Raw genomic sequence first — 18,076 nt, forward strand, 5'->3', positions numbered from 1 at the left:
ATCATGGCACCCGCCCACTGGGCGGCGGGGCGGGCGTCCGGGCGGGACGGGGTGACGCTCAGGGGGCGAAGGCGACCGTGACCACCAGGTCGGCCAGGCGCAGGGTGCGCCACACCGCGCGGGTGTGCGGGGGTACGGCCAGACCGTGCCGCCGCCACCAGCCGGCCACCGGCACGTCGGCCAGCTTGCACAGGCTCTCCGCCCGGGTCCAGCGGGCCCAGAAGTCGACCGGGCCGAAGCGCGCGGCCAGCGCGGGCGGGACGTCGGCGGCGGCCCGTTCGGCGTCGATCGCCACCCGCCAGCCCGGGGTGGCCGGGCCGTACCAGCCCACACAGCGCCCGTCGTCGAGGTGGCTGCGGGTCACCGCGTACCGCAGCTCGGCGGGGGTGCCGACGCGCAGGTGCCGTTCGGCGACGCCCAGCAGCGCCGGCACCGGACGCGGCCCTACGGGCCCGGCCCCGCCGCTCCTGTCGGTCCCACTCACCCCGGCACGGCCCGGCTCGAAACCGGCCGGCCCTCCGCCGGCCGCCACGAACCCCGCCGGACCGCACCCGGCCGGACCGCACCCGGCCGGGGCGCTGCCGGCCGCCACCCAACCGGGTGGACCGCCGCCGGGCAGCACGCCGCCGGGTCGGTGGTCGGCGCGGGTCAGGTCAGATCGAGGCGGCACCGTCGACCACGATGACCTGGCCGTTGATGTTCGTGTGGTCGCGCAGCAGCATGCGCACCACCGGCACCACCTCGGCCGGTTCGGTCAGGTGCCCGGTCGGGGTCCGGCGGACGATCTGGTCGAGCTGGGTGCTGCCCAGCACGGCGGACATCTCCGAGGCGAAGAAGCCCGGCGCGACGGCGTTGACCAGCATCCGCCCGCCCAACTCCCGGGCCAGCGACCGGGTCGCCGCGTCCATGCCGCCCTTGGTGGCCGAGTACGCGACCAGGCCGGGGAAGCCCCGCTGCGCGCAGATCGAGGTGACGTTGACGATCCGACCGCGCCGGCCCTGGCCGAGCATCCGCCGGATCACCAGGCGGGTGAGCTGCAACGGCGCGGTCAGGTTGGTCTCGACGATCCGGGCGATGTCGCCGGCGGCGGTGTGCGTGTGCATCGAGTCCTGCCCGACGGCGGCGTTGTTGACCAGGCCGTCGATCGGACCGAACCGCGCCTCGACCGCCCGGACGAAGCCCTGCGCGGCGGGGAGGTCGGTGACGTCCACCGCGCCGACGTGCACCCGGTCGGGGTGCTCGGCGGCCAGCTTCTCCAGTTCGGGGGTGACGGTACGGGCGAAGGCGGCCACCGTGAGCCCGGCGTCGAGCAGGTCGGTGACGATGGCCAGGCCCAGCCCCCGGGATCCGCCGGAGACGAGGACGACGGTGCTGGGTGGGACGAGCGGGGAGTCAGACATCGCTCTTCAGGGTCTCCTTGACGGGGATCTCGGTCAGCAGGCGGATCCGGCGCGGCACCGCGTACTCGGGGAGCCGATCGGCGCACCAACGCACCAGCGCGGCCTCGTCGAGCGGCGCAGCCGCCGCCCCGGAGTCGGCCGGCGCAACCGCCGAGACGGGGCCGACGCCGGTCGGGGCGACCGGGTGGGCGGCGGTCGGGTGGGCGGCGGTCGGGTGGACGGCGGTCGGGTGGACGGCGGTCGGGACGACCTCGGCGACCACCATCCGGCCGAGCACCGGCGCGCGGCGACCGGTCACCCGGGCCCAGGCCACCCGGGGGTGGGCGGTGAGCACGTCCCGCACCAGACCGGCGGAGACCTTGCTGCCACCGACGTTGATCTCGTCGGAGTCCCGCCGGCCGGTGATCAGGACCCGGTCGTCGACCACCTGCACCCGGTCGCCGGTGCGTACCGGCCCGTCGAGCCCGACCCCGTGGTGCGGCGAGGTGACCACCAGTTCGTCGTCGCGCACCGAGAGGACGGGCCGCCCGGGGGTCACCCGGTCGAGCCAGCCGACCGGGAAGCCGGCCCGCCCGTCGTGCACCACGATCGCCGCGCCCACCTCGGAGGAGGCATAGATCCAGGAGATCCGGGCGGCCGGGAAGAGCGCCCGGAGCCGGTCCAGGACGGCCTGGTCGACGGGTTCGCCGCCGAGGGTGAGCTGACGCAGCGGCACCCGGGCCAGCGCCTCCGGATCGCGGTGCAGGGTGCGCCGCCAGAAGGTGGGGGTGCCGGAGACGGCGTCCACCCCGTGCGCGGCGGCGATCGCCGGCCAGTCGTCCAGTTCGTCCGGGTCGACCACCACCAGGTGTTGACCGGGTTGGGTAAGCGACAGGGTGACCACCTGCCACCAGGCGTAACTGCCGGGGGCGTACGGGCAGAGCCAGGTCCGCTCCGGCTGGGCGTCGCGCACCGTGGTCAACGAGTCGAGGGTGTGCCCGACCCGCTTGGGGCGGCCGGTCGAGCCGGAGGTGAGCAGCCAGAGCCGGCCGGATTCCGGGGCCCGGAGCACGTCCGGTGCGACGGTCTGCGGCACCCCGTCGGCGAGCACGGTGACGGCGAAGCCGGCGGCGCGCAACTCGTCCCGCATCGTCGCGTCGACCCGGGCGGGACCGGCGAGCAGCAGTTCGCTGCCGTGTGCGGCGTGCTGCCGGGCGACGGCCAGCGCGTCGGCGGCACCGGCGACGAGGACCGCGCCGGGTGACGGCAGCGTCGGGGCGGGCAGATCCCGCCAACTCCGGGCCACCCCGGCGACGACGACCCGGTTGTCCAGCCCGGCCGGCGAGGTTGCGACGGTCACTGCCGCTGAAGTTCGGCGAGGAAGTCGAGGACGTCCCCGACGGTGGCGATCCGGCGCAGGCCGGGGGCGTCGAAGTTCAGCTCCTCCCCGGTGGCGTCCTCCACCCGCAGGGCCAGCTCCGAGAAGTCCAGGGACCGGAAGCCGATCTCCCGCAGGTCGGCGGAGTCGTCGTCGGGCAGGGCCCGGCCCTGGTTCTGCAACACCTGCGCCATGAGGTCGCGGATCTGCGCGCGACTCAATTCTTCCATGCGCCGCAGTGTACAGCCCGACAATTACCCGGCCCATTTACCCGGGTAGGGTCCGCAGGGTCCACCGGACGAATACAAAGGGGTACGAGTGCTGCGCGAGGCCACTGCGGACGACGTTAACCTGATGTTGTCCTGGCGTAATCAGGAAACCAACCGGCAGGTCAGCAAGACCAGTCACGAGATCACCGCCGCCGAGCACGCGGCGTGGTGGTCGCGGGTGCGCGTCGACCCGTCCCACCGACTCCTGATGTACGTCCACGACGACCTGCCGGTCGGCGTGGTGACCTTCTTCGACCTGCGCCTGAGCGGGCCACGCACCGGTTCCTGGGGGTTCTACCTGGACGCCGACGGGTTGGCCGACCGGGGGCTCACCCTGCCCGCCTGGCTGGGCGTGATGCGGGCGGCGGTGGACTACGCCTTCGACGTGCTCGCGCTGGACCGACTCGACGGCGAGGTGTTGGCGCACAACACCGTCGTCCGGCAGATGAACCGTCGTTTCCGGTTCGTCGAGGGCACCGAGCGGCGGGAGACGTACGGCGGTCAGGAAGTCACCGTCATCCCCATTTCCCTGGCTCGGGAGAACCGCCGCCGTCGATAATTTCGACAATTGTCCGGCAGCCATTCACATACCGGCCACCCCACGTTAACCGACCTCGGATCAGGTCCGCCGCCAGGCGGCCCAGTGCTGCTCCGGATTGCCGCCCAGCCGGACGAAACCGTGCCGGGCACCGTCCCAGTCGTCCGGCTCGCCGGGTGCCCACCGCACGAAGACCACGTCGGCGTCGGCCGGCGGGTTGTCCCGGAACCACCGCACGTCCGCCCAGGTGACCTGGTGGCTGAGGTTGAACCGCAGCACCCACTGCACACCGAGCGACGCCCAGACCCGGTCGTCGGGGCGTACCCCGAGGTCGGCCACCCGGGGGGTCGGCGCGGTCGCCGCGACCATCGGCCGGACCAGCCGGTCGGTGATCACCTGCATGATGGCGAGGTTCACCACCACCAGCACGGCGAGCACCGGCACCCGCAGCCGGGGCGACCGCACGGCGGCGACCAGCAGCAGGCAGCCGACCACCCCGACGGCCGCCCCGGTGAACGGCCGGAACTCCCGCCAACCACCGGTCAGCGCCATCAGGTCCGGAGCGCCGAACCCGCCGTAGCGCAGCTCGTGCCCCCGACTGGCCACCCAGGCCAGCCGGGCGGCGATCAGCGTCGCACCGGCCAGCAGCACGCCCACCGCGACCGCCGCCCGTCGCCACCGCACCCGAGGCGTCGCGGTCACCAGCATCCCCACCCCGACCAGCAGCCAGAACGGGGCGAGCATCTGCACGTACCGGCCGTAGATGGCGTCCAGCGGTTTGCTGGTGATCCCGGCCAGGATCACCGACGCGCCGGCGGCCACCCCGACGCTGGTCACCAGCGCCACGCCGAAGGTCCAGCGGGTCGCCTCGACCTCCGTCGCCGGCCGGTCCACCTCGGCGTCCGACGATGCGGGGACGGGGGTGGGGGCGCGACGGAACAGGACGCGGACCGCCCCGGCCCAGGCGACACCGGCCAGCCCGAAGGTGATGACCACCAGGTACCAGAGCTGGGTGGCGACCGCCGCGCCGACCCGCAGCAGCCCCGGCCCGGAGGCGACGGCCCGGACGGTGCCGTCGCCGGGCGGATCGCCCAGCAGGTAGACCCGGTCGCCGAGCAGCCGGATGACCGCCTCGTTGAGCAGCGCCAGCGCCAGCACCGGCAGCACCGCGGCGAGCACCTGCGCCGGGGTGATCCGACGCCGCAGGAACAGCAGCAGCACCAGCCCGGCGTGCACTCCCACGATCACCAGGCCCCGGGAGTGCAGCAGGTGGAACGCCCCGACCAGGGCACCGGCCCCGGCGGCGGCCAGCGGGCCGGGCCGGCGTACCCAGCGGTGCACGGCGAGCAGCCAGGCCAGCACCAACGGCGCCAGCACCGCGTCGATCATCGCCACCCCGGCGTAGAAGACGGTCGCCGGCAGGGTGGCCGCGACGGCGGCGGCGGCCAGGGCGGTCGCCCGGCGCACCGGCACCAGCCGACGGACCAGCAGGTACGCCAGCGGCAGCACCGTCGCGTTCACCGCCGCATTGATCAACTGCACCAGGCGGTAGCTGTCGGCGAAGTCCCGCTCACCGAGGAACGCCGGGGAGATCAGCAGTGGGTAGCCGACCCGACGCAGCGGGCCGTTCTCGCTGCTGAAGCCACCCGGACCACCGGCCAACGCGCGGGCGGTGTGCAGATAGCTGTCCTCGTCGGTGTGCGCGATGGGCAGCGGCACGTGCCGGGACAACCACATCCGCCAGCCGACGCCCAGCAGCCAGCCCACCGCCAGCAGCGCCGGCACCAGCCAGCGACGCGGGGACGCCGGCTGCCCGGTCGCCTCGACGACCCGAATTCTCACGTCGGTGCCGGACGCCATCGTCGTCTCCTGCTTCGTCTGGTGCTTCCCGGGGCCGCGCCGGGCCACTGTAGTCAGCGCCGTACCCGCAGGTCAGCCGGCAGTGGCCGGGGTGGTAAGTGTTCGCCTGCCGGGGGTCCGGCATTCACGGGAGCAGCGCGGGCGGTTAACCCGTGGGCGTCGGGGTGTTAACCCGACCTGGTTAGCGTCCGTCCGGTCGCCTGGCCCCGAGCCGGTGGCGCACAACCACGAGCTGGGGAGCACCAAATTGAGTGAGTTGAATGGGTCCTCCATTCTGATCACCGGCGGGACGGGGTCCTTCGGGAAGACCTTCCTCCGGCACGTCCTCAACGCGGCCGACCCGGCCCGGGTGGTGGTGTTCTCCCGCGACGAACTCAAGCAGTACGAGCTGCGCCAGCAGCTCGGCGAGGATCCCCGGCTGCGCTGGTTCATCGGCGACGTACGGGACCGGCACCGGCTCACCCGGGCCATGCACGGGGTGGACCACGTGGTGCACGCCGCCGCCCTCAAGCAGGTGGACACCGCCGAGTACAACCCATCGGAGTTCATCGCCACCAACATCACCGGCTCGCAGCACGTGGTCGACGCGGCCATCGAGGCCGGCGTCAAGAAGGTCATCGCGCTCTCCACCGACAAGGCGTCCAGCCCGATCAACCTGTACGGCGCGACCAAGCTCGTCGGTGACAAGCTGTTCGTCTCGGCCAACCACTACGCCGCCCAGCACCCCACCCGCTTCGCCGTGGTCCGCTACGGCAACGTGGTGGGCAGCCGGGGCTCGGTGGTGCCGCTGTTCCGGCGGCTCGCCGACGCGGGCAAGAGCCTGCCGATCACCGACAAGCGGATGACCCGCTTCTGGATCACCCTGGACCAGGCCGTGCAGTTCGTCCTGGACAGCTTCGACCAGATGCAGGGCGGCGAGCTGTTCGTGCCGCGCATACCCAGCATGCGCATCCTCGACCTGGTCGAGGCGGTCGCCCCGGAGGCCACCACCCACGAGATCGGCATCCGGCCGGGCGAGAAGCTGCACGAGGAGATGATCGCGCCGGACGACAGCCGCCGGACGCTGCGCGCGAAGGACCGGTTCATCGTCCAGCCGACGATCGCCACCTGGGGCTACCGGCCGCCGGTCGACTGCGAGCCGGTGCCGGACGGCTTCGCCTACCAGTCCGACGGCAACGACGAGTGGTTGAGCGTCCCGCAACTGCGCGACATGCTCGGCATCGCCGCATGACGGCGATGCTCCCGTACGGCCGGCAGTCGGTCACCGAGGACGACGTCGACGCCGTGGTCGCCACCCTGCGCAGCGACTGGCTCACCACCGGCCCCCAGGTCGACGGCTTCGAGGCGGACCTGGCGGCCTGGACCGGCGGGGCCGGCTGCGCGGCCGTGTCCAACGGCACGGCGGCGCTGCACGTGGCGTACGCGGCGGCCGGGGTGGGGCCCGGCGACGAGGTGGTGGTGCCGCCGATGACGTTCGTGGCGACCGCCAGCAGCGCGGTCGCCCTCGGCGCGACGATCGTCTTCGCCGACGTCGAGGAGGAGACGTACACCCTGGACCCGGCGGCGGCAGCCGCTGCGACCACCGCCCGGACGAAGGTCGTCGCCGCCGTCGACTACGCCGGCCACCCGGCCGACTACGACGCCCTGCGTACCGCCCTGGCCGGCACCGACGCGCTGCTGCTGGCCGATGCCGCGCACTCCATCGGCGCCACCTACCGGGGCCGCCCGGTCGGTTCGCTGGCCGACCTGACCACCTTCTCGTTCTTTCCCACCAAGAACCTGACCACCGCCGAGGGCGGCGCGGTCGCCACCGTCGACCCGGAGCTGCTCAAGCGGGCCCGCCGGTTCCGCAACATCGGGCTGGTCCGGGAACGCGACGAGCTGCGCGCACCGGACGAGGGCGGCTGGCACCAGGAGGTGCACTCCTTCGGGCTGAACTACCGACTGCCGGACGTGCTCTGCGCGCTGGGCCGCAGCCAACTGCGCCGGCTCGGTGACTTCCTCGCCGCCCGCGCCCGACTGGTGGCCCGTTACGACGAGGCGCTGGCCGACCTGGACGGGGTGCGCACCCCGTCCCGCCGGTCGTGGGCCGCCCCCGCCTGGCACCTCTACCCGATCCGGGTCCTCGACGGCCGCCGCCGCGAGGTGTACGACCGGATGCGCGCCGCCGGCATCGGCGTACAGGTCAACTACCTGCCGGTGCACTGGCACCCGGCCTTCGCGGACCTCGGCTACCGGCGCGGGTCCTGCCCGGTGGCCGAGTCGTTCTACGGTCAGCAGCTCTCGCTGCCGCTGTACCCGGGCCTCACCGACGCCGACCAGGACCGGGTGATCGACGCGCTCGGCGCGGCGCTACGCGGCGTCACGGCGCACACCGCCGCCTGACCGGGGGAACCTGATGCACCACGCGAACCATTTCTACGGGCACGCCCACGTGCTGGCCCGCTACTGCGGGCTGGGCGACGACCACCCGCCCCGGATCAACGGGTACGTCCAGCACGGCTGGAACATCGGCGACGGGCTCGCCCCCGGCCACCCGTACGCCGAGCGCACCCCCAGCCTGCTCTGGTCGGAGCAGACCCGGCGACGGGCCTGGTCGGTGGGGCGCCGCAACGTGGTCGTCACCGGTGCGCCCTTCGCCTACCTGCTCGACCTGCGCGCCGACGACCCGCCGGAGACCACCCGGGAGGGCACCATCTGGTACCCCTTCCACGGCTGGGAGGGCCAGCACGTCAAGGGCGACCACAAGGAACTGATCGCCCGGATCCGGGACACCGAACCCGGCCCGGTCACCGTCTGCCTCTACTGGCACGAGTACGGCATGCGCCGGGTACGGCGGCTCTACGAGAACGCCGGCTTCCGGGTGATCTGCCACGGCTACCGGGGTCACTGGTGGCGGGACACCGACCCGCTCTTCCTGGACAAGCAGCTCACCGAGCTGCGCCGGCACGCCCGGGTGGCGTCCAACCGGCTGACCAGCGCCATCTTCTACGGCATCGCCGCCGGCTGTGAGCCGGCCGTCTACGGCGACCCGATGATCCTGGCCAAGGAGGACCCCACCTTCGGCGGCACCGCCCGGATCCGCCGGCAGTGGCCGGAGCTGCACGGGGAGTCGGTGGACCTGCCGACCGCCGTCGACATCGCCCGCGCCGAGCTGGGCACCGACCACCGCTGTACGCCGGCCGAGCTGCGTGAACTGCTCGGCTGGGCGCATCCCGCAGGAGGAACGAGTTGACCACTGGAACCGCCGCCCCCGTCGTCCTGCCCGGTGGGGAGATGCTGGCCTGGTCCGACCTGCCGAAGCGGCGGCTGGCCGCCGGTGGGCCGCTGGGCGCGCTGGCCGCCCGGGTCGTACCGGCCGGGGCGCGGGTGCTGCTGGCCGGGCCGCACGACCCGGCGTTGCTGGACCGGCTCGGCCACGCCGAGGTGACCTGCCTGCTGCGCAGCCACCCCGACGCGGTGGCGCTGGCCGACCGGGCCGCCCGGGTGATCGTCGGCGGGCCGGCCGGGCTCGACCCGACCGACACCTTCGACGTGGTGCTGGCCGGGGCCGGGCTGGACGCCGTCGAGTCGGTGGAGGGCGTCCGGCTGGGCTGGGCAGGGGTGCTGGGCCGGCTGGCCGCCGCCCTGCGCCCCGGCGGCACGCTGCTGCTGCGGCTGGACAACCCGCTGGGGGTGTCCCGGCTGGTCGCCACCTCACCCTGGTACGCCGACCGGGCCGACGCGGCCTGGACCATCGGCGGGGTGCTGGACGCCGGCCGCCCGGCCAACCGGGAGCAGCTATGCGCCCGGCTGACCGAGGTGGGGCTGACGGCGGGCACCGGTTACGCCGCGTACCCCGATCCGGGGGCCGCCACGGCGCTGGTCGACCTCGACGCGCTGGCCGAACGGCCCACCTCCGGCCTGCTCGACGCGGTGCTGCACGGCGCCGCCGGCGGTTTCACCGCCGGCACGGTGCTCCAGGACCCGGCCCGGCTGGCGGTCGACGCGCTGCACGCCGGGCTCGGTGCGACGCTGGCCCCGGGCTGGCTGGTGCTGGCCCGCAAGGCCGCCGACACCGCACGGCCGGACGCCCACCCGGCCGCCGACACCGCACCGCCGGACGCCCACCCGGACGTCGACGCCGCCCGGCCGATGGTCGCGCCCGCCGACACCCGGGCCGGTCAGCCCCGCACACCGGGGGACGGCGGGACGCCGCTGCCGGTGGTGCTGGTGCAGACCGGGCCGCCCGGGGTAGGTGTGGTCGAGGTGGCCGACGGGCCGGACGGCTGGTGCTGGGCGGTCACCGGCGGCGGGGCCGCCCGGGGTCGACCGGCGCCCTTCGCCAGCCGGGAGGCGGCGCACCGCGACCCGGCCGCGCTCACCGGGCCGGTGCCCCCGGGGCGGCTGCTGCGTACCCTGCTACTCGACGGCTGTCTGCGCCGCGACCTGGACGCCCTGCGCCGCCTGCTGCGCGGCTACGCGGATTGGCTCGCCGGGCAGGCCGACCCGGACGGGCGGCTCACCGGCACGGTGGCGCTGGCCGACCCGGACAACGTGGTGGTCGACGGGGACGCCTTCGCCGTGCTCGACCCGAGCTGGCGGGCCGCCGCACCGCTCACCGTCGAGGTGACGCTGGCCCGGGGGTTGTGGCGGTTCGCCGTCGCCCTGCTCACCGGCGGATACGCCCACCCGTGGCCGTCCACCCTGGACGTGGCCGGGTTGACCGTGGTCCTCGGCGGCGTCGCCGGGCACGACCTGGACCGGGCCACCGTCGACGCGGCCGTCGAGACCGAGGCGGCGGTCGCCGCCGCCCTGCGCGGCCTGGACGCCGACGGGCGGGGGGCACTCGCCACCGAACTGCGCACGGTCACCCCCACCGACCCGCCCGTCGGGCCGCGCAGCTACCAGCAGTTGCGTGAGGCCTGGGTACGCCAGCGGGAGGAACTGACCCGGCTCGCCGCGCTGCTGAAGTGGACCGAGGAGCTGCTCACCTCGCGGGAGCGGGCGCTGCGCCGGGCCGACGCCACGATCAACCTGCTCAGCGGCTCCCTGAGCTACCGGGTGGGCCGGCTCGCCATCACCCCCGCCCGGTTGGCGAAGCGGGGCGCTCGGGCCGCCAAGCGTCGGGCCCGCGAGGCGCTCGGCCCGAAGCCGCAGGAGGAACAGCAGTGACCGGCCCGGGTGCCCCGGGGACGGGCCGGCCCGGCTGCACCGGCACCCCCGCACGCGGCGGGGTCGCACCGACCGGGCTGCCCGGTGCCGACCTCCGGATCACCGGGGTCGTGCAGGCCCGGATGGGGTCGTCCCGGCTACCCGGCAAGGTGCTGCGCCCGCTGGCCGGGCGCAGCGTCCTCGGCCGGGTGGTCCGGGCCGCCCGGGACAGCGGGGTCCTCACCGACCTGGTCGTCGCCACCAGCGTCGACCCGGTCGACGACGCGGTGGTCACCGAGTGCGGGCGGCTCGACGTCCCGGTCCACCGGGGCCCGGTGGACGACGTGCTGAGCCGGTTCGTGGGCGCGCTCGACGCCCACCCGGGGGACGCCGTCATGCGGTTCACCGCGGACTGCCCACTGCTCGACCCGGAGATCGTCACCCTGGTGGCGGCGGTGTACCGGGCGGTCCCCGGCCTCGACTACGCCAGCACCTCGATCGCCCGTACCCTGCCCCGGGGGCTGGACGTCGAGATCATCCGGGCGGACACCCTGCGTACCCTGGACCGGCTCGCCACCGACCACCACCGGGTGCACGTCACCTCGTACGCGTACACCCATCCGGAGCTGTTCCGGGTGCTCGGGGTGACCCTCACCCCGGACCGGTCGGCGCTGCGGCTCACCCTCGACACCGAGCAGGACTGGGCGCTGGTCAGCGCGGTCGTCGACCACTTCGGCGACGCGAGCGTGCCGCTGGCCAAGCTCGCCGACTGGTTGGACGGCCGGCCCGCCCTGCGTACCCTCAACTCCTCGGTACGCCAGAAGCGGCTGGAGGAGTCCTGAACCCGCCACGGATCGGGTTGCGCTGCGACGCCGGGCCCCGCACCGGCGTCGGGCACCTGGTCCGGTGTCTGGCCCTCGGCGAGGAGTTCCTGGCCCGGGGCGTCCGGGTCGAACTGTTCGGCACGGTGCAGCGGGTCGGCTGGGCCGCCGCCCAACTGGCCGCGTGCGGCATCCCGCTCCACCCCGGTCCGGACACCCCCGCCGGGCTGGTCGAGGCGGCCCACCGGCACGCCCTGGACGCGCTGGTGCTCGACTCGTACGAGCTGGACCCGGCCGGGGCCGGCGCGCTGCGGGCGGCCGGCGTGGTCACCCTGGCCATCGTCGACGGCGACACCCGAAGCCAGGACGCCGACCTCTACCTGGACCAGAATTTCGGTGCGGACACCCCCGCGCCGGCAGACCAGGACGTCGGCGGCACCGCCGACACCCCACCCACCGGTGGCGCACCCGACGGCCACCCGCCCACTGCCAGCACACCCGCCGACATCGCGCCCACCGGTGGCACACCTGACGCCGAAGCGCCCCCTGGACGGTTGCTGGCCGGGGTCCGGTACGCGCTGCTGCGCGGCTCGGTGACCGCCGCCCGGCCGGCCACCCCGCCCCCGGCCACCCCGACGAGCCGGCCCCGGGTGCTGGCCTTCTTCGGCGGCACCGACGCGGTCGGTGCGGCCCCGGTGCTGGCCCGGGTGCTGTTCGCCACCGGTCACCCGATGGAGCTGACCGTGGTGGTCGGGCGACCGGAGATCGAGGCCGAGCTGACGCAGGTCACCCCGGGGCGGGGGCAGTCCCTGCACCTCGTCGCGCCGACCGACGCCCTGCCCGCGCTGATCGGCGCGGCCGACCTGGTGGTCAGCGCCGCCGGCACCTCCACCTGGGAGCTGTGCTGTCTGGGTGCGCCCGCCGCGCTGGTCTGCGTGGTGGACAACCAGCGCGACTCGTACCGCCGGGTGGTGGCGCACGGGCTCGCCGCCGGGCTCGGTGAGCTGCCGGAGCTGGTCGCGCCGGGGCTGGCCGGCCGGACCGCCCGGACGGACGCGGCCCGGACGTTGCACGCGCTGCTGGCGTCGCCGGCTCGACGGGCGACGCTCGCGGCCCGAGCCTGGGCCACCGTCGACGGGCACGGCCGGGCCCGGGTCGCCGATGCCGTCCTCACCCTGATCGCCGATCGTACGCGTGTACTAAAACCCTGATAGGGTGCGGGATGTGCCGCAGGCCGCCTACCAACCATCGATGCTCGACCTCGACGACGCCGGCCCGACGCTGACGCCGCTGTCCGGGCTGCGTCGACAGGTGCTCGCCCGGGGCGCCTGGGTGGACCATCTGCCCGGTTGGGTGCACGGCTCCGACGCGGTGCTCGACACCCTGCTCACCGAGGTGCCCTGGCGGGCCGAGCGCCGCACCATGTACGACACCGAGGTCGACGTCCCCCGCCTGCTCTGCTGGTACGGCGAAGGTCGCCCGCTGCCGCACCCGCTGCTCACCGACGCGCGCACGACGCTGACCCGGCACTACGCGGCCGAGCTGGGCGAACCGTTCGTCACCGCCGGCATGTGCCGCTACCGCGACGGGCGGGACAGCGTCGCCTGGCACGGCGACACCCTCGGCCGCTCCGCGCACACCGACACCATGGTGGCGATCGTGTCCTTCGGGGCTCCCCGCCCGCTGGTGCTACGTCCCCGCGGTGGCGGCGAGACGCTGCGCTTCCCGCTGGGCCACGGCGACCTGGTGGTGATGGGCGGTTCCTGCCAACGCACCTGGGAGCACGCCGTCCCCAAGACCACCCGGCCGGTCGGCCCCCGGGTCAGCGTCCAGTTCCGCCCCGTCGACGTCGCTTGACAACCCTTCCCGCACTCCGGATCCACCGCGCGGGGCCGCTACCCGTCCAGGCCTGCCGTCTGAATCCACCGACGGCAGTCGTCCCCGGGGCGGCAGGGGGCATGGTGGGCGGGGTGGGGGCGTGCTAGAAACAGTTCCCAGGGTCGATCGGATCCCCGTCGGGCGAGGGCGTGGAGGCGCGGCATGATCGGTTCTCGCTGGTCGCCGTGGGTGGTGCACGGGGACGGTCGGACGGTCGGCCCCGGCGACGTGGTGCACCCCGGTGAGCGACTGTCCTGGCCCCGGACGGTCGGCGTCGGCGTGCAGCACGTGGTGGCGATGTTCGGCGCCACCTTCACGGTGCCGCTGATCACCGGTTTCCCACCCGCCACCACGCTCTTCTTCTCCGGCCTCGGCACGCTGCTGTTCCTGCTGATCACCGGCAACCGGTTGCCCTCTTACCTGGGGTCGTCGTTCGCCTTCATCGCCCCCGTGCTGGCGGCGAAGGCCGGTGGGGACATCGGCCCGGCGCTCGGCGGGATCGTCGTCGCCGGTGTCGCGCTGGCCCTTGTCGGGCTGGTGGTGCAGCTCGCCGGGGCGGGCTGGATCGACGCGCTGATGCCGCCCGTGGTGACCGGCGCGATCGTCGCGCTGATCGGCCTCAACCTGGCCCCGGTGGCCTGGGACGGTAACGGCAGCGGCACCGGCGTCAAGGCCCAGCCGTTGATCGCCGTGGTCACCCTGGCCGCGATCCTGCTCGCCACGGTCGCCTTCCGGGGCTTCCTGGCCCGGCTGTCCATCCTGCTCGGCGTGGGGGTCGGCTGGCTGTTCGCCGCGCTGGTCGGCGGCCTCGACCCGAAGACGGTCGACGGGCTGCGCGACGCCGCCTGGGTAGGGCTGCCGCAGTTGCACGCGCCGAGCTTCAGTCTCCGGGCGGTGGTGCTGGTCATCCCGGTGATCCTGGTGCTGATCGCGGAGAACGCCGGCCACGTCAAGGCGGTCGCGACGATGACCGGCCGCAACCTCGACCGCGATCTGGGCCGGGCGTTCATCGGCGACGGCCTGGCCACCGTGCTGGCCGGCTCCGGCGGTGGCTCCGGCACCACCACGTACGCGGAGAACATCGGGGTGATGGCGGCGACCCGGGTCTACTCGACCGCCGCGTACTGGGTGGCCGGGCTGGCGGCGGTGCTGCTCGGGCTCAGCCCGAAGTTCGGCGCGCTGATCCTCACCGTGCCGGCCGGTGTGCTCGGCGGTGCCACCACCGCGCTCTACGGCCTGATCGCCGTCCTCGGCGCCCGGATCTGGATCGAGAACCGGGTCGACTTCCACGACCCGGTCAACCTGCTGACCGCCGCCGTCGGGGTGATCATCGGCGCGGCCGACTACACCCTCACCGTCGGCGATCTCGCCTTCAGCGGCATCGCCCTGGGCACCACCGCCGCCCTGGTCATCTACCACACCATGCGGCTGGTGGCCCGGCTGCGCGGCACCACCCCGCCCACCCGCCCGGCCCCCGAACCCGAGCTCTGACCCACGGGCTTCCCGGCGCTCCCCCGATCACGCCGGGACCACCAACCATGATCGTCTACGCCACACCGTGGGCTACCCCGGCGTGTCGAGTCCCTACCACGTAGACGATCTTCGGCCTGGCCTGGCCTGGCCCTGGCCGGGCCAGGCCGGGCTTGGTCAGTCGCGTTCGATGAGGTGGCCGACGACGGTGGGGCCGAGCATGACGGCGAAGCCGGAGCCGTCGCGGCGCGGATCGGCCGGCGGCAGCTCCACCGGGTCACCGGTCGCGGTCGCCCCGACCGGCCGCGCGCCGATCCAGGCCACCACCAGGTCCGTCTCGCCCTTGAGGAACCGCTGCGCACGCACCCCGCCGGTCGCCCTCCCCTTCGCCGGGTACGACGCGAACGGCGTCACCTTGACCGTCGCCCCGGTCGAGGTGACCACCATCGGCTCCCCGTGTGCCGCATCGTCGGTGCGGATCCCGCCGAAGAACACCACCCGCGCCCCCGCAGGCAGGTTGACCCCGGCCATCCCACCGCCCTTGAGCCCCTGCGGGCGGACCAGCGAGACGGCGAACCGCAGCAGCGCCGCCTCGCTGGTGACGAAGGCCAGCGTCTCGGCGTCGTCGGCGAGCCAGGTGGCTCCGACCACCTCGTCGCCCGTCCGTAGCGAGATCACCTCGAACTCGTCCGAGCGGACCGGCCACTCCGGCGTGCAGACCTTCACCACACCCTGCCGGGTGCCCAGCGCCAGGCCGGGGGAGCCCTGCGCGGTCGGCCCGAGCGGGGCCAGGCCGATCACCGTCTCCCCCGGTTCCAGCGGGACCAGCTCGGCAGCGGCCATGCCCCCGCGCAGCGACACCGTGCCGGCCTGCTCGGGCAGCACCGGCAGCGGCAACACGTCGACCTTGAAGGCCCGGCCGGCGCTGGTGACCAGGAGCACCCGCCCCCGGGCGGTGGTGTGCGCGACCGCGCGTACCGTGTCGTGTTTGACCCGGCCGTTGCGCCGACGCCCCTCGGACGCCTCCTCCGACTCGGCCGCGGTGCGGGCGACCAACCCGGTCGCGGAGAGGATCACCTGGCACGGGTCGTCGGCCACCTCCAGCGGGCCGGCCGGCACGGACGCGGCGAGCACCTCCTTGAGGTCACCGTCGACCAGGGTGGTACGACGCGGCGCGGCGAACTGCTTCACCACTGCGGCCAGCTCGTCGGAGACGACCTTCCTGAGCACCTTGGGATCGTCGAGGATCTTGGACAGCTCGGCGATCTCCCCGCGCAGCTTCTCCTGCTCGGCCTCCAGCTCGAACCGGTCGTACTTCGTCAGTCGGCGCAGCGGGGTGTCCAGGATGTAGGTGGCCTGGATCTCGGAGAGCTTGAACTTCTGCATCAGGCCGTCCTTGGCCGCCTGGGCGTCCTCGCTGGCCCGGATCAGCTTGACCACCCGGTCGATGTCGAGCAGGGCGATCAGCAGGCCGTCGACCAGGTGCAGCCGCTCCTCCCGCTTGCGCCTGCGGTACGCGCTGCGCCGGGTCACCACGTCGTAGCGGTGGGCCAGGAAGACCTCCAGCAGCGCCTTCAACCCGAGGGTGCGCGGCTGGCCGTCGACCAGCACCAGGTTGTTGATGCCGAAGGACTGCTCCAGCGGGGTGAGCCGGTAGAGGTCGGCCAGCAACGCCTGCGGGTTGACCCCGACCTTGCACTCGACGACCAGCCGGGTGCCGCTCTCCCGGTCGGTGAGGTCCTTGACGTCGGCGATGCCGGTGAGCCGCTTGGTCTTGGTGACCTCGTTGGTGATCGCCGCGATGACCTTCTCCGCGCCGACGCCGTAGGGCAGCTCGACCACGGTGATCGCCTGCCGGCCCCGGCTGCCCTCCAGTGGGCCGATCTCGACCCGGCCGCGCATCCGCACCACGCCCCGCCCGGTCTCGTACGCCCGGCGCACCTCGTCCAGCCCGAGCAGCAGACCGCCGGTGGGCAGGTCGGGGCCGGGGATGTACTCCATCAGCTTGTCGAGGTCGGCGTCCGGGTGGTTGATCAGCCAGCGGGCGGCGGAGACCACCTCGCCGAGGTTGTGCGGAATCATGTTGGTCGCCATCCCGACCGCGATCCCGGACGCCCCGTTGACCAGCAGGTTCGGGAAGGCAGCGGGCAGCACGGTCGGCTGGGTCAGCGAGCCGTCGTAGTTGGGCTCGACGTCGACGGTGTCCTCGCCCAGCTCCCCGACGAGCAGCATCGCCTCCCGGGCGAGCCGGGCCTCGGTGTAGCGCGCCGCAGCCGGGCCATCGTCTGGGGATCCAAAATTTCCATGTCCGTCGATGAGAGGCGCGTTCAGCGAGAAGTCCTGGGCGAGCCGGACCATCGCGTCGTAGATCGCCGTATCGCCGTGCGGATGGTACTTTCCCATCACATCGCCGACAATCCGGGCCGACTTTACGTGCCCCCGGTCGGGGCGGTGACCCTGCTCGTGCATCGAGTACAGGATGCGGCGGTGCACCGGCTTGAGTCCGTCCCGGGCGTCGGGCAGGGCGCGGGAGTGGATGACCGAGAAGGCGTACTCCAGGTAGGAGTCGGAGACCTCGGTGACCAGTGGGTTGTCGAAGACCCGCGCGCCGGCCTGGTCGAAGGCGGACAGGTCCACCTTGGCGCGGTCGTCCTTACGGCGTGCCATCGTTCAGCTCTCTTCCGGGTCTGCGGCGGCCACGGTGCTCATGCGTCGATCGCCTCGCGGTCGACGCGGTCGGAGGAGTCGATCAGCCAGTTGCGGCGCGGTTCGACCTTCTCCCCCATCAGGAGTTCGAGGATGCGCTCGGCGGCGTCGACGTCGTCGAGGGTGATCCGGCGGACCGCCCGGGTGGCCGGGTTCATGGTGGTCTCCCACAGCTCGTCGGCGTCCATCTCACCGAGGCCCTTGAAGCGCGGGATCGGGGTGACGATCTGCTTGCCGGCCTTCTCCAGCTTGCGGACCGTCGCTTCCATCTCGGCCTGGGTGTAGGTGTAGATGGTCTGCGGACTGCGCCCCCTGGTGGTGATCTTGTGCAGCGGGGGCATCGCGGCGAAGAGCCGGCCGGCCTCGATCAGCGGTCGCATGTAGCGGGCGAAGAGGGTGATCAGCAGGGTCCGGATGTGCGCGCCGTCCACGTCGGCGTCCGCCATGATCAACACCCTGCCGTAGCGCAGCGACGACAGGTCGAAGGTACGCCCCGAGCCGGCCCCGAGCACCTGCACGATCGCCGCGCACTCGACGTTGTCCAACACCTGCTGGAGGTTCGCCTTCTGCACGTTGAGGATCTTGCCGCGGATCGGCAGTAGCGCCTGGTACTCGGAGGTACGAGCGACCCGTGCACTGTTGTG

Annotated in this window: 15 protein-coding genes and 1 pseudogene; 9 read left to right on the forward strand and 7 right to left on the reverse strand. The window is 73.7% G+C overall.

The window, feature by feature from the left end:
- Positions 1-58: 58 nt before the first annotated feature.
- The 4 genes from ACIG87_RS29975 to ACIG87_RS29990 form a co-directional block, all read right to left on the reverse strand.
- Positions 59-433: a hypothetical protein gene (locus ACIG87_RS29975; RefSeq protein WP_396854978.1), complete on the reverse strand. Its 375-nt coding sequence runs from the start codon at positions 431-433 to the stop codon at positions 59-61.
- Between the two features lie 220 nt (positions 434-653).
- Complete coding sequence (locus tag ACIG87_RS29980) at positions 654-1,400, reverse strand: SDR family NAD(P)-dependent oxidoreductase (RefSeq protein WP_396854979.1); 747 nt, start codon at positions 1,398-1,400, stop codon at positions 654-656.
- On the reverse strand, positions 1,393-2,739 hold the full coding sequence (locus ACIG87_RS29985) for an AMP-binding protein (RefSeq protein ID WP_396854980.1): 1,347 nt from the start codon (positions 2,737-2,739) through the stop codon (positions 1,393-1,395). Before ACIG87_RS29985 ends, ACIG87_RS29980 begins: the two co-directional genes overlap by 8 nt.
- The gene (locus ACIG87_RS29990; RefSeq protein WP_396854981.1) at positions 2,736-2,987 is read right to left on the reverse strand and encodes a phosphopantetheine-binding protein; all 252 of its coding nucleotides are present in this window, start codon (positions 2,985-2,987) and stop codon (positions 2,736-2,738) included. Before ACIG87_RS29990 ends, ACIG87_RS29985 begins: the two co-directional genes overlap by 4 nt.
- Positions 2,988-3,075: 88 nt before the next feature.
- Between ACIG87_RS29990 and ACIG87_RS29995 the strand changes: the two genes are divergently transcribed.
- A complete protein-coding gene (locus tag ACIG87_RS29995; protein ID WP_396854982.1) occupies positions 3,076-3,585 on the forward strand; it encodes a GNAT family N-acetyltransferase in 510 nt (169 codons plus the stop codon).
- A gap of 60 nt (positions 3,586-3,645) precedes the next feature.
- Here the strand turns inward: ACIG87_RS29995 and ACIG87_RS30000 are convergent, their stop codons facing one another.
- Positions 3,646-5,424, reverse strand: a complete 1,779-nt coding sequence (locus ACIG87_RS30000; protein WP_396854983.1) for a hypothetical protein — start codon at positions 5,422-5,424, stop codon at positions 3,646-3,648.
- A gap of 247 nt (positions 5,425-5,671) precedes the next feature.
- Between ACIG87_RS30000 and pseB the strand changes: the two genes are divergently transcribed.
- The 8 genes from pseB (at position 5,672) to ACIG87_RS30040 (ending at position 14,747) form a co-directional block, all read left to right on the forward strand.
- Positions 5,672-6,655 carry a UDP-N-acetylglucosamine 4,6-dehydratase (inverting) gene (gene pseB, locus ACIG87_RS30005; RefSeq protein ID WP_396854984.1) on the forward strand — a complete coding sequence of 328 codons (984 nt, stop codon included), beginning with the start codon at positions 5,672-5,674 and terminating at the stop codon, positions 6,653-6,655.
- Positions 6,652-7,809: a DegT/DnrJ/EryC1/StrS family aminotransferase gene (locus tag ACIG87_RS30010; RefSeq protein ID WP_396854985.1), complete on the forward strand. Its 1,158-nt coding sequence runs from the start codon at positions 6,652-6,654 to the stop codon at positions 7,807-7,809. Before pseB ends, ACIG87_RS30010 begins: the two co-directional genes overlap by 4 nt.
- Positions 7,810-7,822: 13 nt before the next feature.
- Positions 7,823-8,659 (forward strand): hypothetical protein, encoded by an 837-nt coding sequence (locus ACIG87_RS30015; protein WP_396854986.1) that lies wholly within the window; start codon positions 7,823-7,825, stop codon positions 8,657-8,659.
- Positions 8,656-10,578, forward strand: a complete 1,923-nt coding sequence (locus tag ACIG87_RS30020) for a class I SAM-dependent methyltransferase (protein ID WP_396854987.1) — start codon at positions 8,656-8,658, stop codon at positions 10,576-10,578. The genes ACIG87_RS30015 and ACIG87_RS30020 overlap by 4 nt, the downstream gene beginning before the upstream one ends.
- A gap of 77 nt (positions 10,579-10,655) precedes the next feature.
- Positions 10,656-11,399, forward strand: a complete 744-nt coding sequence (locus ACIG87_RS30025) for a cytidylyltransferase domain-containing protein (RefSeq protein ID WP_396855009.1) — start codon at positions 10,656-10,658, stop codon at positions 11,397-11,399.
- Positions 11,396-12,589, forward strand: a complete 1,194-nt coding sequence (locus tag ACIG87_RS30030) for a PseG/SpsG family protein (protein ID WP_396855010.1) — start codon at positions 11,396-11,398, stop codon at positions 12,587-12,589. The genes ACIG87_RS30025 and ACIG87_RS30030 overlap by 4 nt, the downstream gene beginning before the upstream one ends.
- Positions 12,590-12,629: 40 nt before the next feature.
- A complete protein-coding gene (locus ACIG87_RS30035) occupies positions 12,630-13,235 on the forward strand; it encodes an alpha-ketoglutarate-dependent dioxygenase AlkB (RefSeq protein WP_396855011.1) in 606 nt (201 codons plus the stop codon).
- A gap of 183 nt (positions 13,236-13,418) precedes the next feature.
- On the forward strand, positions 13,419-14,747 hold the full coding sequence (locus ACIG87_RS30040) for a uracil-xanthine permease family protein (RefSeq protein WP_396854988.1): 1,329 nt from the start codon (positions 13,419-13,421) through the stop codon (positions 14,745-14,747).
- Positions 14,748-14,903: 156 nt separating this feature from the next.
- On the opposite strand, the gene ACIG87_RS30045 is transcribed toward ACIG87_RS30040, so the two are convergent.
- Positions 14,904-17,393 (reverse strand): DNA topoisomerase (ATP-hydrolyzing) subunit A, encoded by a 2,490-nt coding sequence (locus ACIG87_RS30045; protein WP_396854989.1) that lies wholly within the window; start codon positions 17,391-17,393, stop codon positions 14,904-14,906.
- A 38-nt stretch (positions 17,394-17,431) separates the two neighbouring features.
- A pseudogene (locus tag ACIG87_RS30050) lies at positions 17,432-18,070 on the reverse strand (toprim domain-containing protein); the annotation flags it as partial.
- Positions 18,071-18,076 lie beyond the last annotated feature (6 nt).

The sequence above is a fragment of the Micromonospora sp. NPDC051925 genome (assembly GCF_044548625.1).
In the GTDB taxonomy this organism is placed as follows: Bacteria; Actinomycetota; Actinomycetes; order Mycobacteriales; family Micromonosporaceae; genus Micromonospora.

Bases quoted from the DNA above. Each gene is read 5' to 3' on its own strand.
- ACIG87_RS29980 (WP_396854979.1), bottom strand. From the start codon at position 1,400: ATGTCTGACTCCCCGCTCGTCCCACCCAGCACCGTCGTCCTCGTCTCC.
- ACIG87_RS29990 (WP_396854981.1), bottom strand. From the start codon at position 2,987: ATGGAAGAATTGAGTCGCGCGCAGATCCGCGACCTCATGGCGCAGGTG.
- ACIG87_RS30000 (WP_396854983.1), bottom strand. From the start codon at position 5,424: ATGGCGTCCGGCACCGACGTGAGAATTCGGGTCGTCGAGGCGACCGGG.
- ACIG87_RS30010 (WP_396854985.1), top strand. From the start codon at position 6,652: ATGACGGCGATGCTCCCGTACGGCCGGCAGTCGGTCACCGAGGACGAC.
- ACIG87_RS30015 (WP_396854986.1), top strand. From the start codon at position 7,823: ATGCACCACGCGAACCATTTCTACGGGCACGCCCACGTGCTGGCCCGC.
- ACIG87_RS30035 (WP_396855011.1), top strand. From the start codon at position 12,630: ATGCTCGACCTCGACGACGCCGGCCCGACGCTGACGCCGCTGTCCGGG.
- ACIG87_RS30040 (WP_396854988.1), top strand. From the start codon at position 13,419: ATGATCGGTTCTCGCTGGTCGCCGTGGGTGGTGCACGGGGACGGTCGG.
- ACIG87_RS30045 (WP_396854989.1), bottom strand. From the start codon at position 17,393: ATGGCACGCCGTAAGGACGACCGCGCCAAGGTGGACCTGTCCGCCTTC.